Origin of the sequence: Paenibacillus sp. G2S3, from assembly GCF_030123105.1 — a bacterium.
Classification (GTDB): domain Bacteria; phylum Bacillota; class Bacilli; order Paenibacillales; family Paenibacillaceae; genus Paenibacillus_AQ.
The window spans coordinates 2,680,745-2,696,214 of sequence record NZ_CP126095.1 but is presented as its reverse complement, the minus strand read 5'-3'; the positions used below and the strand labels follow the sequence as shown (position 1 = coordinate 2,696,214).

Genomic DNA, 15,470 nt, shown 5'->3' with positions numbered 1-15,470 from the left:
TAGAGGGTAGAATAGATAAAAAATACGATCAGAAGCAACCCCTTTTTTGTACTATTTCACACTCGAACTCCGAAGAATAATTCAAGTTGGAACCAATATAAAAAGGAGCGATAATACATAATGGGCCCTTCATTTATACATTTCGCTGCGCCGCCATTTCCTTATTTTCTCGAATGCAATCGCACGGTTTATCAACCCGGAGATCAGCATCCGAATAGAAGCCATATTGGTGTATTTGATCTACTTATTGTAGAACAGGGATGTTTATTTATCGGTGAGGAGAATAATCAATGGGAGGTTTCGGCTGGACATACACTGCTCCTGCTGCCCAATCGCTATCATTATTCCGTTATGCCATGCGAAGAGATTACTTCATTCATATGGATTCATTTTCATACCCTTGCAGATTGGTCCAGCTCCGAGGGTGAACCCGTGTATATTAACCGTGAAACACATTTTCGGGAGTTTCTTACTCATCCGTATACCATTCGAGTGCCACAGTTTGCTCCCCTACCTGACCCCTTTGAACTTAAGGGACAAGCCGAGATTCTGTTGCAGCTGTCTACGGATCGGCGTTCCAGCGCAGTTTGGCAGCAGCAACGGATATTTGAAGAAATGCTGCGGATAATGGATTTAGCACAGCATGATACTTCAGAAAGTCATGCGGTGGAAATCGCCGAGCAGACGGAAACTTACATCCGCAATCATTATGCGGAGCCTCTCTCCAATACCTCCTTGGCGAATGCGCTGCATTTTCACTATAACTACCTTACTCGCTGCATGAAACGAGTATATGGACTGACTCCGATGGAGTATTTGACGGATTACCGTTTGGAACAGGCCAAGCTATTGCTGCTTAAGACAGAACTCTCTATAGCTGGAATCGCAGAACGTACCGGCTTCGAGAGCACCGCCTACTTCTCGCGTCGGTTTACTCAGCAGATTGGAATCTCTCCGCTTCGCTTCCGCAAGCGTTACTCCCGTTAAGCGGACTACTTGGTCTTGCGTACTTTGTATCTAATACAAGTTGCGGACCCTATTGCAGCTATTTTTGATTTCCGGCCCATTTTGCGGCAGTTTCGGACTTTATAGCACTTATTGCCCCTAATTTACTCGTTATTGGGCTACTTTTATGGGAATAGCTGCAATTGAGTCCGATAGATCGAAAAAAATGACTCATATCTTCGGAATAACGTCTCATGGGTCCGCATGACATCTGAGCGACGAGTTACTTGGTAACCAACGCGCGTGTTCGGACCCCATTGCAGCTATTTTTGATTTTCAGCCTTTTTTGCGCCAGTTTTGGACTGTATAGCACTTATTGCCCCTGATTTGCTCGATATTGGGCTACTTTTATGCGAATAGCTGCAACTGAGTCCAATAGATCGAAAAAACACCCTAAATCTTCGAAATAAGATCCCCTGTGTCCGCAGAGGTCTGTACCACGAGTTACTTGGTAAATATCGAGCGTTGCGGACCCCATTGCAGCTATTTTTGATTTTCGGCCTATTTTGCGCCAGTTTCGGACTGTATAGCACTTATTGCCCCTGATTTACTCGATATTGGGCTACATTTATGGGAATAGCTGCAACTGAGTCCGATAGATCGAAAAAACACCCTAAATCTTCGAAATAAGATCCCCTGTGTCCGCAGAGGTCTGTACCACGAGTTACTTGGTAAATATCGAGCGTTGCGGACCGGATTACAACTATTTTTGGGGGTCTGATGTATTTTTGGAGTTTTTTGGGAGTCATTTTGAGCTTTGGTCTAATTGTCTATTGGTCTATTGGGTTATGCCGTAGTTGCAGACCCCTTTGCAGCTATTTCAATTTTCAGCTCATTTTGCGCCAGTTTCGGACTGTATAGCACTTATTGCCCCTGATTTGCTCGTTATTGGGCTACTTTTATGCGAATAGCTGCAACTGAGTCTGATAGGTCGAAAAAATGACTCAAATCTTTGGAATAACGTCCCCTGTGTCCGCATGACATCTGTGCAGCGAGTTACTTGGTTTCTTTTCAGAGTTAGGGACGCGATCCCTCACACACTATGTAACATAAGAATCTTCAAGCCTGATTTACAATCAGGTTTTTTTGTTCAACTGCAATTTTTTGGAAGTGACAAGCATATTTATAGACATGCCTTTAATGTGGAGATGTTAAATATGCGGCCATTAAGATACCTTATCATTCTTTTAGGAAGCTTACTCGTTGCTGCGGGAACTAATTTTTTTCTCGTACCATATAAAATCCTCGATGGGGGAATAATAGGGATAGCCCTCATTATCAATTATTTATCCGACGCTAAAATTGGCGTAGCTATAATTCTCTGCAGTTTCCCTATCTTCCTGCTCGCTTGGCTAAAGGAACGCGATATCTTTTACAACAGTGTACTCGGTCTATTGGTCTCATCATTTCTGATCGAGCTTCTCGGTCCTCTACAATATCACTTTCTATATTATTTTGAGTTCGGTTCCATTTCTAGCGCCATTATTGGCGGTTTTTTAATGGGAACGGGTCTTGGGATTATGCTGCGGTTTAAAGCAAGTACGGGTGGCACCGATCTGCTCGCTCAATTTATAAAAAAGTATGTCCCGCTGAACCTTGGATTCATTATTTTTTTGACAGACTTTATGATTATCGGCGCGGGGGGACTCCTGATTTCCAAGGAAACCTTCTTCCACTCCATCCTCACGATTGTCTCTGGGGGGGTGGCTACGGGTCTGTGCACCCTTGAAACTCAAAGTAAATGGAAAAAAATATGAATATACACGATCATATGTTCGTATTATAATAAAGGAAAAAAATCTTACGTATCTCTACCTCACCTGGAGCGTGTGAATCTATGAATAAAGAGCGTGTCATTATGCTATCTGATTGCCAAAGCTTCTATGCCTCCGTGGAGAAAGCCTCTAATCCGCAGTATAGCAACAAGCCGCTTATCGTCGCAGGAGACCCGGCTAGACGGAGCGGTATTGTGTTGGCTGCCTGTCCTTTAGCCAAATCATTTGGCATAACTACCGCCGAGACGTTGAAGGAAGCGCTGGCAAAATGCCCCGAAGTCATCGTGGTCAGACCACATATGCAGCAATATATCGATGTCTCCTCCCAAATCACGGACATTCTACGCAAATTCAGTGACCAGGTAGAACCCTATTCTATTGATGAGCAGTTTATTGATGTCAGCGGTAGCCTCAGCTTATTCGGCAGTCCAAGGGAGATAGCTATCGCCATTCAGGATCTGATCCGTAAAAGTACAGGCGTGCGTGCACGCATCGGTATCGGATATTCTAAGGTTACCGCCAAAATGGCCTGCGACCTGTGGGCCAAGAAGAACGTGGATGGTATATTCACCCTCACTCACGAGGAGCTTCCAAATTTACTCTGGCCCCTCCCCATTAGCGAGCTGTTCATGGTAGGCCGCCGTATGTCCGCCCACTTCCAAAGTATGGGCATCACGACAATTGGCCATTTGGCACAGATGCCGCTAAGCGAGCTGAAATGGCGCATGCGGGAGAAATTCCACAAAAAATGTGATATCGACGCTGAGCTATATTGGCGGATAGCCAATGGCATCGATGACAGCCCTGTGAGCCCAAGCACCTATGAAGTCGCACCCAAGAGTGTTGGGCACCAAATGACGCTACCACGGGATTACTATAAGCTGCAAGATATTAAGACCATCATTCTTGAGCTGTCTGAGCTTGTGTGCAGACGTTGCCGCAAATTGAATGTGCATGGTGCAGTCGTGTCTGTTGGCTGCCAAGGTGCCAGCTTTGATGACCCCACAGGCTTCTCAAGACAGACTACAATGAGCGATCCTACAAATGCCACCCTGCTGGTATATGAGGCTGCTCTTTCTCTCTTCAATCTACACTGGGACGGTCAGCCTGTACGTAGAATCCACTTAAGCTTGTCCAATCTATCTGACGAAAGCCAGTACCAGCTAACACTTTTTGAGTCTCGCCCTCGCTATCGTGAACTCGAACGGGCCACCGATGCGCTCAAGAATAAATACGGGGAGACAATCATCGGGCGAGCAGCTTCTTTCACAGATGCCGGGCAGCTTAAGGACAGATCCGGAAAGATCGGCGGACACTATAAATAAATAGTGCATGCTTATACATTTTTATTTGTAAACTATATTAAAATACACACCATATCGTTTATAATGCTATATTGGGGTTGTTATTTTCACGTAGATGAAGCGACAATCGAAATATGTAAACATAGATACTCACATTCAGAGGAGGACCGGAGAAGTTGGAGAGCACGAGCAACACTAACACTACCTATTATGAAATTGTTGATCTCTGTCTTCTAGCTGGCAAGATCATGCTGCAGAATGGTGCAGAAACATCCAGAGTTGAAGATACGATGACGCGAATGGCTGGATCTCTCGGGTTCCCGGGGGCACATAGTTATGTTACACCAACCGTTATAATGTTCACCACAAATAGAATAGAACCTGTTAAGTTATACAGAATTGCGGAGCGAACAACGGATCTGCAGAAGGTATCGGAGGTCAATGATATTTCTCGGCGTCTGAGCGAACGTCAGATTACAGCTGAGGAAGCTCGTGCAAGATTAGGAGAAGTTGATGAAGCCTCACATGTCTATCCCGTATGGCTGCAGATCTTAGCAGCCGCCTTCACTGGTGCCTGCTTCACAGTTATGTTTAAGGGCAGTTTATGGGATGCTCTCCCTGCCTTGCCCATTTCCGGTTTGGGTTTCGCTGCGGTCATCTATCTGCATCGTTTAGTGCAGACTAGATTCTTTGCAGAGTTTTCTGCATCCTTCCTGATCGGACTTCTAGCCTTCTATTCTGTAAAGCTGGGAATAGGCCAAGAAATGGACAAAATCATTATCGGCTCCGTTATGCCTCTAGTACCCGGTCTACTCATTACTAATGCCGTTCGTGATCTGATGGCCGGTCATCTGGTGTCAGGCATATCCAAAGGAGCCGATGCCTTTCTAACTGCTTTTGCAATCGGTACAGGTATCGGGCTTGTACTATCACTATTTTAATTTTCCATGTGAAAGAGGTTAGCCCTTCATGATTTTGCAACTTATAACCAGTTTTATCGCCGCGGCAACCTTCTGTATTCTATTTAATGCGCCTAAGCGCTCACTACTGCAGTGTGGTTTTGCCGGAATGGTGGGCTGGATGGTGTATGTGCTGCTTGATGTAGAGTTCGGGCCTGTAGTAGCTACATTTGCAGCTAGTGTAATAGTGGGCATCGTCAGCCAATTTTTTGCACGATCCTTCAAAATGCCGGTTATTATTTTTAGTGTAGGTGGTATTATCCCGCTTGTTCCGGGTGGTCTCGCTTACGATGCTATGCGTAAATTTGTGGAAGAAGACTATACTTTGGCTGTAGAAATCGCTGTTCGGGCATTAATGCTCTCTGGAGCCATTGCAGCTGGACTCGTGCTAAGTGATGTAATTGGACAAATGTTCCGGCGTCGTGCAATCAAATAACAATCTACTTTTAAAAAAAAGAAATCGCCCCTTGGTACAATGGTGGTCACCCATCCATCTCCCAAGGAGCGATTTCTTTGTTGATTCATCTCTATGCAAATACTGCTTCAGGGAAGGCTACAGGCGTAGCGTCCGGAAGAATACTATTGATGCTAGTGTTCTTGATCCAGGACAGCCCTACAGTACCCTCACCCGCATGAACAGCCACAGCAGGAATATATGTCATAATCTCTGTACGTAAGTCAGGCGCCATTGCTTTGATGTCCTCTTCCAGCTTGAGTGCCATCTCTAAATTATTAGAATGCATGATACATACATCGTTAACAAGTCCTACATCCTGCTTAAATATCTCCAAAAGCGCCTGTTGTGTCTTCTTCATCGTCCGAATTTTCTCCACAACAACGACCTTCCCTTCGTCAAAACGAAGCAGCAAGTTTATGCGCAGCAATTGGCTAAGCACAAATTGTGATCCAGAAACACGTCCACTGCGATGAAGCTGTGTCAAACTTGCAGGAATTAAGTAAAAGGACATATTCTCAATAATATTTTCAATCTTCGCTTTAATTTCTAGTCCAGAAAAGCCCTTCTTCTGCCAATGTATACCGCGCATGATCATTTCTCGGATCGGATAAGCGCCTACCTTCGCATCAATTCCAATCACATTGGCCTCTGCTATTTCGGCGCCTTGCATCGAAGCATTGTACGTGCCGCTGAGCTCTGAAGATAGATGTACAGCGATAATCTCATCGTACTCTTCCTTCAACCGTTCGTATAGCTCGATAAACTCACCGATTGGAGGCTGTGAGCTGCCTACCTTTTCATGCTCGCGCATTTTCTCATAGAAGTCATCGATCGTAATATCTATATTTTCTTTATAACATTCGTTGTTGATAATAATCCGTAACGGAATAATATACACATGATTATTCTTAGCGAACTCCGGATCTATGATACTTGTACTGTCGGTTACCCAGGCAATTGATTTCATGGTCATTTGTCACTTCTCTCTCTCATAAAAAGGAATAGTAGAATGAATGAGGAGACAAGGGCCACTAATTTACGACCAGTGAATCACACGCTCACCCTGAATAATCAACTTAAGAATTGAACAGCGGTTAAGGACTCCGCGTATTCGTAAATTATACAGGATAACAAGCGTAAATATAGGCAAAACAGGCCGTTCGTGCAAATTTTAATCCATTTAATTCAACATTATTCGACATTTTTTCACATTATATATGACGAATATACCTATCCTAATAGCGCTACTTCATGTTATGAAAAAGGTAAAACACAGCAAAAATATCCCCGTCCCCACCCTCACTGTTCTTCCATAAATCAACGCGCGGTAGTTACATTAATAGGTACACTTTACATTTGTAACAGTACGGGGCTAAATTATAATTTGGTCAGATATGGCCCGGCATCTGTCGATTTTCCAACTTCCCCTGTTGGCGGGCTGCGTTCACCTTTATGAAGATCAGTTACCTTCTGCTGTGGTAAATCTTTTACGGTGTAGTCAAGGGTACCGTCCAGTTCTTCTCCTGAATCTTAAAATCCAACTCGCGGTAAGACTTGGACAGCTCATCCATCTGCTTCTGAATCTGAGCGACATCCACCGTTCTCTGAAAACGAACCTCCGAGCGACTGTAACGATCCTGAGTGATGGAAGCCTGTTCGAGCAAATCGCTAAACAGCTTCCGTAGCTGTAACATTTTGTCCCGTTCCGCTAGCGCATCGGCAATACTCCAATTCTCATTGAAAGCCACGGATGAATTCGTACGATTAATCGCTCGGATCAAAATCGTCTGTTCATTAACTGCTCTTTCTAGCTCCTGCAAAAGTGCTTCAGGTTGTTCAGCCGGCTCCTCACCCTCTTGAACTTTAACAACTCGCTCCAGCCGCTGTTTTAGCTGAGCGATTTTACGGGTTAGATCACTTCGATTCACTAACGCTTCCGCGAGTTTCATATCTGAATTCCCCCTAAGATTTTCTGATAGCTGGCGAATAAAGCGTAATGCATGCTGTCCTATTCTTTTACCCACATAAGCTGGTTTCAAATATTTCATCTGTGTGAGAAGATACCGTGGTGTTCAGCACAGCTAATCCTCCCAAATCGATGTCTCCAAATGATCTACGAACTTGCGTAATTTAGCTGCTAGCTTGCGGTTAATGGTTCCATCCTGGTACATCTGCTGTACCTTATCACGCTGCTCTTGAATAGCTTTCAGCTTCATTTCAAGCTTTTGATCATCAACAAGCCCATCCTTTGTCCAGCCTTTCCCCTGCTCTAGGCGTGAAATCAGCTGTTCATAACTGCATGCAACCTTCTCGGCTGCCCTTCGGTTATTCTCGTTCTTACACGCATTAATAGCAGTTATAGCTGCATGGGCCATAGCAATTTTCGCCTCTCTGGCACACTCAGCCTGCTCAAGCATTTGTTGGCCAGCTTCCCCTTCATTCTGTCCTGAGAACATCCCCGCAAACAGCCGTCTAATCTCGGTAATCGATATTCTGATTTGCGAATTCAGACTTCTGGCTAGAAAAACTTCACTATGATTCAAGAATTCTTCCAGCTTCTGAGCCACTGAGGCGGGAATTTCATTGTTCTCCAGCAATCGGTTCAGTTCTTTACGCTCGGCTTGCAGACCCACAATCCTTGCTTCAACACCCAGTCGACGGAAGTCCTCGAGTGCAGGATCATTCGCTTGGTCCTCACGGTTTAAACTATAAACCTTTTCTCTAAATTCACTCAAAGCAGGCAATGCAGATTCCTTGCTCTCTTCTGTCATCATACTTTGCAGCATAGTTAAGCCGGCAGCAATAACCTTAGACTTGGCCGCCTGCTCGGCTTCTGTCTCACCTGATTCGGCAACAGGCTCTTCTTTACCTGCTAGAATTGGCAAAAAGACACTGGCGATCAGCAGCGACATTAGAATAACCCCTGCAGCGATAAAGATGATTAAATCACGCTCAGGAAATGGCGAGCCATCCCCAAGAAAAAAGGGAATCGAAAAAGCACCTGCTAAGGTAACCGCTCCACGTACTCCTGAAATGGTTAGGATTAATAGTGACTTAACAGACGATTTTTCCATTTTTCGCAGACGAGCTCCCACCATAGAGAACACATACACCCATACAAACCGCAACACAAACAGCAGAACAGTAATGGCTAATACATAACCAACTACCATAAGATTATCCACGGCCGTATCACGATAGATCACTTCAATAACGTCTGGAATAGATAAGCCGAGAATAAGGAAGACCAGACCGTTCAATATATAGAGCAGAACAGACCATGTACTAGCAGATACCAGTTGAAGCTTATACTGCGGAGATACAGCACGGTCCTTCTCCACCGCATGAATAATCCCCCCTGCAACCACTGCCAAAATGCCAGATACCCCGATCTCTTCACTGATCAGATAGATAATAAAAGGGGTTAGGATTTGTAGAAGTACATGTACCGTGATATCCTCCATCCCCAGTCTGCGAATAATTACGCTCAGCCGAATCAGAAGAAATGCCAGTAATGCGCCGACGATCAACCCGCCTACAGCAATAACTACAAAACTAATGGAGGCTTTCGGTAATGAAAACACACCCGTCACTGCTGCAGCGATGGCAAAGTTAAAAGCAACAAGTCCGGAGGCATCATTCATTAATGATTCGCCCTCTAGAATGCGATGAATACTCTTAGGAAGATGTACCCTTCCAGCGATTGCGCTGACCGCGACCGCATCTGTAGGTGATAAAATCGCTGCCAGAGCAAATGCAGCGGCTAGCGGGATCGTTGGAATCATCCAGTTTATCGAATAACCAGCAATAAGCACAGTAGCAAAAACCAATCCCAGCGCTAGCATTAATATCGGACCCCGTAAGTTCCATAATTCATTTCTTGGCGTCCGCTTCCCATCATTGAACAAAAGCGGAGCAATAAATAATACGAAGAACAGCTCTGGTTCCAGTGTCATATGTATTCCCAAAGGCATTAATACAACCATTACACCCAGACCAATTTGTATTAACGGTATCGGTACAGAGGGAATGAATCGGTTAATGATGTTGGATATTGCGATAAGCCCCAGTAGGACGAGTACAACTAGAAAAGTCTCCAAACCGTATCAGCTCCCATTTTTTTTATTTGATTATTATATCGCAAAGCTTTAGGTGAGGGCAAAATCAAGCGAAGAATGATCTTAACGATCATTCTCCCCTAGAAATTCCACAAAAAATACATCAGAATCATATTGACAAAAATATTTATTTATGTTATAATAATAAATTAAACTATTGAAATAGATTCTTATTTTGAGTATCATATGCATTAGCCTAACGGCATCGCTCTTATCACTAATCACGGAGGGATCTTATGCATATTGCTAGTGGAATAGAAATGTTAGAAATTACAGCACAAGTTATGGATGGAAATGACACCATTTACCCCACACTGCTCTGGGATGAAAATTCTGCTGTACTCGTCGACACTGGATTTCCGGGCCTGCTCCCAAAATTTAAAGAAGCTCTAACAGAAGCCCACGTGCCTTGGGAACAACTACGTACCATAATTATCACACATCAAGATTTAGATCATATCGGGAGCTTACCTGCTCTACTGTCAGAAGAATGTCTAGGTCTGACTGTTCTAGCTCACGAAGTCGAGAAGCCTTATATTGAAGGAGAGCGAATGCTCCTTAAACATACCCCTGAAGCTTTAGCTGCGGCAGAAGCTATGATCCCCCCTCATGTCCCAGAGGAATGGCGCCGAGCTTTCCTGTCCGTGTTATCCCATCCCCCTAAAGGAAGAGTAGATCAAACCCTAGAAGACGGGGAAATACTGCCTTTTGCTGGTGGCATTACGGTTATCCATACGCCGGGCCATAGCCCAGGACATCTGAGTTTATACCATCATGATAGCCGTACGCTAATTGCCGCGGATGCTCTAACCGTTCAAGGCGGTGAGCTGCATGGCCCCACTCCTTCGGCAACGCCTGACATGAAGTTAGCTTTATCCTCTCTGACGAAGTTCGCCGAGTATGAGATTGATACGGTCATTTGCTATCATGGCGGCATCTATCGCGGAAATGCAAATAAACGGATTGCCGAAATTGCGGAAGCAAGAGAATAAACAGATGCAAGAAAGCAGAGCCCTTATCTGGCTCTGCTTTCTTTTTATATATATATTCCCTACTCGTTATACTCACTTATAATTCCGAAACAACTGTAAACCGTTCACGAATATGCTGGGGCTGTTCAATTTCGTCTACAATAGCAATCGCATAATCTTCATAACTAACATAGCTCTCGCCCTTGGAATTCACAAGCAGATGATCTTTGCCTTTCACATAAGAACCCGTTCTTGTCCCAATTGCAAAATTGGCGGATGGACTAACGAAAGTCCAAGACAGTGAGTCTGTACCTTGCAGAATTTCCAGGTTTTTTCCTTGATTCGTAGCCGTTGGTTTGATAAAGTCAGGGAAATCGGGGGTATCCACCACTTTAAGCGTTTTAGCTTCATCTACATACAGACTTCCCGCGCCTCCAACTACAATCAATCTTGTATTAGGAACATCCTTCAATGCTTCAATAAGTACATTTCCGGCATCCACATGCAGATGCTCTTGACCAAACGGTGCTCCGAAAGCATTCACAATAACATCAAAACCTTTCAAATCTTCCGGGGTAAGTGCAAACACATCCTTTTCGATGACCTTTGCCTTACTCTTTGCAATTTTCGATGCATCCCGTACAATGGCTGTAACTTCATGGCCTCTATCTAGCGCTTCCTGAGTGATTCGGCTTCCGGCTTTTCCACTTGCTCCAACAACTGCGATTTTCATAAGCTTGTCCTCCTGTATATGTTTACGATGTTTTTACTTTAGTATTTATATCAAGAAGATCCTGAACGATGGTTCTGTCGATATCGAGATCAAACTTTCTCCCCCAAAAGCATTCTAAACCCGTATGAGTGATCCGTTCATAATCTTCTATCGTTAGTGTTCGAGGATAATCCGGTCCTGTTTCCCAGTCTGTATACCTCTTAATTTCACTCTGTACATTGTTCTTAAACGCACTATTCAAAATAATCGTATGGAAGAAGATTTCATCTCCACATAATGTGTTCTTAAAAAATCTAACATACTCCGGAGAAGTAGAAATGAACTCCATGATAAATTCCATACATTCACCTGTAATGGACATCCAGTTCGAGCCTTTATACAGAGCTTTTGGCAGAGCACCCAACCTTCTTTGCAAGAATGGAACGCTCATTACTACTTTAATATACCTCATCCTAATAGCTGCCATACGTCTAGTTCTTGAGATCAGGAATCTAGGATAATAAACGGACACCCTCTCATAACATCCCCACGTTTCAGAAGCATTCGGTAATTGCAGATATTTCACAAATTCGTTCCCCTGATTCTCCTTAAAGAAATCAAGAATAACTTCGTTGGAAGCTAAGGGCAGATCCTGACCACTTATGATGTTAATATAATTGAATTTCCCATGTTCTTTGATCAGCGCAAAACACTTCAAAATACATTCAATCTGACTGTAATGTCCCCACCATACATCAATAGGCTCTTTCACAAGATGAATATCGTTACGGTGAGTAATGTCAGCTTCAATACCACTTTTCTGATCGACATGTAGGAAAAACTCGACGGAGTCATTAGTTAAACTATCGATTAGCATATTGATCTGCTCAGGATTTTTGTGACAAAGGATCACATACGCCATTTTAAATGATTCCAACAACCTTCACCCTTCCGCCCATCTTTTTCCAAATATTATAAAATAAATGGACGAAAATGGATAGTTCTTTCTATCCAGATAAAGGTGAATTCGGTTGGAGATTAGTTATTTCGTATGAATTTTCACTATAAGTCTGATTCCAATGTTCCACGGATCTTTGAATGTAGGGGCTCCATTCTCTTCTACAACGGTATAACCAGCCTGCTTAACACGCTCCACTATAGCTGCACGCTCCTCTTCATTCGGAAGAAGTAAGGTGAAATAATCAATTCCTACTGCATCAGCAGGTGCTACAGGTGCGCCTTGCCCCGCCCAAACATTCAATCCAATGTGGTGATGATACCCACCTGCAGAGATAAACATTGCCGCACTGCCATAATTAGCTACTAGATCAAAACCAAGCAAACCAACGTAGAACTCCTTCGCCTTAGTTAAATTGCCCACATGAAAGTGTACATGTCCAATTACCGTTCCAGCTGGCAGCCCGTTCCATTGTAAACCTTCAGAAGCCGCCAACAATCCATCTACATCCACTGGGTCCGTTGTCATCATTACATGCCCTTCCGCATCATACTTCCATGTATCTCTAGGACGATCTCGATAAATTTCAATTCCGTTGTTATCCGGGTCCTGAATATACAGCGCTTCACTCACCAAATGATCTCCCTGACCCACTTCAATTCCCGAAGCGATCAAATTGCGCACTACGAGTCCCAAGCTCGGACGATCCGGAACAAGGATAGCAAAATGATACAATCCAGCCACAGAGTTCGGACGAAGCACCCTTGCATTCTCAATCTCCCGCAGAATCAATAACACATTCTGACCATCAGCAGTCATTTCCACCTCACCGCCAGATTGCCGTAAGACACTTAGCCCCACCACGTTCTGATAAAAGGTGAGCGAACGCTCTAAATTACTTACTCTAATTTGCACCAGACCAATCTCTACGTCCGGATGAAGTGTTGTTTTAGTTGTCATTATGTTTCCTCCCACCATTCCTGTAACTTAATCAGTTACAAATTAACTATCTTTAGTATAGTTACCTTCTATATGTTTGTCAATTACCAACAAAAAAAATCATGCTGACTGATTCACAGCCAAACATGATTCATAAGAACACTTCATCCCAAGGAGTGCCATTCCTGTAAATATTCAGATACACTGGATTCAAGAAGTCCAATTAAGTCTTCATCCATATACTTATAATCATCTGATATATTCAAACAAATTATTCTTTTGCCGATTACACTATCTCTGAATTTATCTTGAATTCTTCGAACATGCTTCTTCTCCATCACAAAAATAACATCTGCCCAGCCCACATGCCCTTCAGAAATTTTTATTCTGGCATGTTCCTCTGTCCCAGCAGATCTCACTTCATGACCGTCGATTCCTTGAAATATCTTCTCCGCAGTTAAGCTCCGCCAGCGATTCTGGCTGCAGACAAACAGTAGTTTAATAGAGAGCACCTTCCTTATCCGAGTATAACCTTATTTCGTTTGTCCATTCAGATAAACTCTCCTATTTAAGGAGGCTTCCGCAACCCAATTTGATAATAAGTCTTTGTTAAAAAGATATTTATTATCTACATTTATATAAGGAAAAGGAGTTCCAGGAAAAGTACCAAACTTACTATGCTCGGTTGTAATAATATTCATCACCTGAGCTTCAGTCAGATTTAAGTATAAGGCCGTCTCTTTAATATCCATCAAAAGCTTATCTGCCGTTACTATGGATGGAGTCTGGTCTTGATCAACTTCCAACTCTTTATCGCCATTAGTTATTGAACATCCAATAATAAATGAAATCCCTAGAATAAAACTCGCCACGATAATTGAGATTTGATTAGACTTCATTGATCACCTCCACCATACACTTCATAAAGAGGTCTGTAGCTTGGATATTCTTCGATTGGCGTAACGACAACACCTTGCTCAGAGTCCAACACACGATAGGCTTTGGCTTCTTCTCTGGTTGACATCACCTTATATTCATTATCCTTGTAGATGATGGCACAGTTATTATCTACAGCGATTCCAGTCACACCCCCACCTTTAACCATGCGTGAAAAATCCTCAACCCGAATATCCTCATTATAATGTGGACAATGAATGCCAGGTAGAATCCCCATCGCTTCAAGCTTAATATACTGCCACTCCCCTTGGTCATCGAACGCTTCAGAGTCACTATGCCCATATTCAAACCAGCAAATGGAACCTGCACTCAGACCTGCCATAATAGTCCCCGAGTTGTAAGCTTCTTTTAGAAGAGCATCTACGCCGGTATCTTTCCAAATTTCCAGCATTTTTCGGGTATTGCCCCCACCAACATAAATCAGATCAGCCGACATAATTAACTCTGCAATGTTTTCATGGGTATAGTTTTGGCTTACAAGCAATAAATGACTTGTTTCACATCCTAGAATCTCACCGTACACTTTGTTGAACGTATCACAATAACCTGGTGCATCACTGCTAGCTGTTGGAATAAATAACGCTTTCGGATTAGCTTTTCGGGTTAACTTCACAATTTCACGATCCATTTCAAGCGTTTCTAGATCGATTAGCTCTCCCCCACCGATTACCACGATAGTCCCCATAACTCTCCCCTACTTTCACTAGGATTCGATTTCTCCCTTTCCGTATTCCTCTGCTAGAATGCTGTAAATGTCCAAATCAACGAGCCCTTTACCTGACCATACATGAGCTTGCCTTAACGTTCCCTCTTTCATAAAGCCACTTTTCAAAAGAACACGCTTAGACCGCTCATTAAAAGGCATGACCTCAGCTTGAATTCGATTGACCTCTGCCGTCTCAAATAAATATTTCTTCACCGCTTGAACGGCCTGAGTTGCAATCCCTTTTCCCCAATAAGTCTCCGCCAAAAAATAGCCGATCGTGACCATATCCACCTTTTGATTAAAATCCATAGCTTCGATGATACCTAGCAGTATGTAAGGATTATTTTTGCGGAAAATCCCCCACTTCACTCTTACTCCTTTGTTAAAATCACGCTCGAAATGTCCGATCATATTCTTTACTGTATCTTTATTATGTTTCGGAATAATTCCGCAGTACTCAAACACTTGATCGTTACTATAAATGCCAAATACCTCTTCAAGATTACTATCTTCAATTTTTTTCAGTGTTAACTGCTCGGTTTCCAAAGTAGGGAATTGCTCAAATACATGACTAAGCTTCAATTCTTTCCCTCCGTTACTTTTTGATGG

16 protein-coding genes are annotated in these 15,470 nt (G+C 43.3%); 6 read left to right on the top strand and 10 right to left on the bottom strand.

All coding sequences use genetic code 11. From position 1 onward, the window contains the following. The first annotated feature begins 120 nt into the window (after positions 1–120). The 5 genes from QNH28_RS11595 to QNH28_RS11575 all read left to right on the top strand — a co-directional run bounded on the left by QNH28_RS11595 (position 121) and on the right by QNH28_RS11575 (position 5,479). Positions 121–987, top strand: a complete 867-nt coding sequence (locus tag QNH28_RS11595) for a helix-turn-helix transcriptional regulator (RefSeq protein WP_283911494.1) — start codon at positions 121–123, stop codon at positions 985–987. Positions 988–2,153: 1,166 nt separating this feature from the next. Continuing rightward, a complete protein-coding gene (locus QNH28_RS11590) occupies positions 2,154–2,762 on the top strand; it encodes a YitT family protein (protein ID WP_283912123.1) in 609 nt (202 codons plus the stop codon). Between the two features lie 80 nt (positions 2,763–2,842). Further along, the gene (locus QNH28_RS11585; protein WP_283911493.1) at positions 2,843–4,105 is read left to right on the top strand and encodes a DNA polymerase IV; all 1,263 of its coding nucleotides are present in this window, start codon (positions 2,843–2,845) and stop codon (positions 4,103–4,105) included. A gap of 155 nt (positions 4,106–4,260) precedes the next feature. Then, positions 4,261–5,025 (top strand): threonine/serine exporter family protein, encoded by a 765-nt coding sequence (locus tag QNH28_RS11580; protein WP_283911492.1) that lies wholly within the window; start codon positions 4,261–4,263, stop codon positions 5,023–5,025. 28 nt (positions 5,026–5,053) lie between these two features. After that, positions 5,054–5,479, top strand: a complete 426-nt coding sequence (locus tag QNH28_RS11575; protein WP_060622204.1) for a threonine/serine exporter family protein — start codon at positions 5,054–5,056, stop codon at positions 5,477–5,479. 91 nt (positions 5,480–5,570) lie between these two features. Here the strand turns inward: QNH28_RS11575 and QNH28_RS11570 are convergent, their stop codons facing one another. From QNH28_RS11570 to QNH28_RS11560, 3 genes are all read right to left on the bottom strand, one after another. Next, positions 5,571–6,467, bottom strand: coding sequence for a DegV family protein (locus QNH28_RS11570; protein ID WP_283911491.1), 897 nt, complete (start codon positions 6,465–6,467; stop codon positions 5,571–5,573). Between the two features lie 520 nt (positions 6,468–6,987). Then, positions 6,988–7,449 carry a DIP1984 family protein gene (locus tag QNH28_RS11565; protein ID WP_283911490.1) on the bottom strand — a complete coding sequence of 154 codons (462 nt, stop codon included), beginning with the start codon at positions 7,447–7,449 and terminating at the stop codon, positions 6,988–6,990. 132 nt (positions 7,450–7,581) lie between these two features. Further along, on the bottom strand, positions 7,582–9,600 hold the full coding sequence (locus QNH28_RS11560; protein WP_283911489.1) for a Na+/H+ antiporter: 2,019 nt from the start codon (positions 9,598–9,600) through the stop codon (positions 7,582–7,584). Between the two features lie 254 nt (positions 9,601–9,854). Here QNH28_RS11560 and QNH28_RS11555 point away from each other — a divergent pair, with 254 nt between their 5' ends. Beyond that, positions 9,855–10,610 carry an MBL fold metallo-hydrolase gene (locus QNH28_RS11555; protein ID WP_283911488.1) on the top strand — a complete coding sequence of 252 codons (756 nt, stop codon included), beginning with the start codon at positions 9,855–9,857 and terminating at the stop codon, positions 10,608–10,610. A 76-nt stretch (positions 10,611–10,686) separates the two neighbouring features. Here QNH28_RS11555 and QNH28_RS11550 read toward each other — a convergent pair whose 3' ends face one another. The 7 genes from QNH28_RS11550 to QNH28_RS11520 all read right to left on the bottom strand — a co-directional run bounded on the left by QNH28_RS11550 (position 10,687) and on the right by QNH28_RS11520 (position 15,443). Beyond that, complete coding sequence (locus tag QNH28_RS11550; protein WP_283911487.1) at positions 10,687–11,322, bottom strand: NAD(P)-dependent oxidoreductase; 636 nt, start codon at positions 11,320–11,322, stop codon at positions 10,687–10,689. Between the two features lie 22 nt (positions 11,323–11,344). Then, positions 11,345–12,238, bottom strand: coding sequence for a beta-1,6-N-acetylglucosaminyltransferase (locus QNH28_RS11545; protein WP_283911486.1), 894 nt, complete (start codon positions 12,236–12,238; stop codon positions 11,345–11,347). 105 nt (positions 12,239–12,343) lie between these two features. After that, positions 12,344–13,219, bottom strand: a complete 876-nt coding sequence (locus tag QNH28_RS11540; protein WP_283911485.1) for a VOC family protein — start codon at positions 13,217–13,219, stop codon at positions 12,344–12,346. Positions 13,220–13,362: 143 nt separating this feature from the next. Next, on the bottom strand, positions 13,363–13,701 hold the full coding sequence (locus QNH28_RS11535) for a low molecular weight protein tyrosine phosphatase family protein (RefSeq protein ID WP_283912122.1): 339 nt from the start codon (positions 13,699–13,701) through the stop codon (positions 13,363–13,365). Positions 13,702–13,731: 30 nt separating this feature from the next. Next, complete coding sequence (locus QNH28_RS11530) at positions 13,732–14,097, bottom strand: hypothetical protein (protein ID WP_283911484.1); 366 nt, start codon at positions 14,095–14,097, stop codon at positions 13,732–13,734. Continuing rightward, complete coding sequence (locus QNH28_RS11525) at positions 14,094–14,840, bottom strand: Type 1 glutamine amidotransferase-like domain-containing protein (RefSeq protein ID WP_283911483.1); 747 nt, start codon at positions 14,838–14,840, stop codon at positions 14,094–14,096. Before QNH28_RS11525 ends, QNH28_RS11530 begins: the two co-directional genes overlap by 4 nt. An 18-nt stretch (positions 14,841–14,858) precedes the next feature. After that, positions 14,859–15,443: a GNAT family N-acetyltransferase gene (locus tag QNH28_RS11520; RefSeq protein ID WP_283911482.1), complete on the bottom strand. Its 585-nt coding sequence runs from the start codon at positions 15,441–15,443 to the stop codon at positions 14,859–14,861. Positions 15,444–15,470: the final 27 nt, after the last annotated feature.

What these genes read in the sequence shown, in the direction of transcription:
- QNH28_RS11595 (WP_283911494.1), top strand. Translation starts at nt 121, where the DNA reads ATGGGCCCTTCATTTATACATTTCGCTGCGCCGCCATTTCCTTATTTT.
- QNH28_RS11590 (WP_283912123.1), top strand. Translation starts at nt 2,154, where the DNA reads ATGTTAAATATGCGGCCATTAAGATACCTTATCATTCTTTTAGGAAGC.
- QNH28_RS11585 (WP_283911493.1), top strand. Translation starts at nt 2,843, where the DNA reads ATGAATAAAGAGCGTGTCATTATGCTATCTGATTGCCAAAGCTTCTAT.
- QNH28_RS11575 (WP_060622204.1), top strand. Translation starts at nt 5,054, where the DNA reads ATGATTTTGCAACTTATAACCAGTTTTATCGCCGCGGCAACCTTCTGT.
- QNH28_RS11570 (WP_283911491.1), bottom strand. Translation starts at nt 6,467, where the DNA reads ATGAAATCAATTGCCTGGGTAACCGACAGTACAAGTATCATAGATCCG.
- QNH28_RS11565 (WP_283911490.1), bottom strand. Translation starts at nt 7,449, where the DNA reads ATGAAACTCGCGGAAGCGTTAGTGAATCGAAGTGATCTAACCCGTAAA.
- QNH28_RS11555 (WP_283911488.1), top strand. Translation starts at nt 9,855, where the DNA reads ATGCATATTGCTAGTGGAATAGAAATGTTAGAAATTACAGCACAAGTT.
- QNH28_RS11550 (WP_283911487.1), bottom strand. Translation starts at nt 11,322, where the DNA reads ATGAAAATCGCAGTTGTTGGAGCAAGTGGAAAAGCCGGAAGCCGAATC.
- QNH28_RS11540 (WP_283911485.1), bottom strand. Translation starts at nt 13,219, where the DNA reads ATGACAACTAAAACAACACTTCATCCGGACGTAGAGATTGGTCTGGTG.
- QNH28_RS11530 (WP_283911484.1), bottom strand. Translation starts at nt 14,097, where the DNA reads ATGAAGTCTAATCAAATCTCAATTATCGTGGCGAGTTTTATTCTAGGG.
- QNH28_RS11525 (WP_283911483.1), bottom strand. Translation starts at nt 14,840, where the DNA reads ATGGGGACTATCGTGGTAATCGGTGGGGGAGAGCTAATCGATCTAGAA.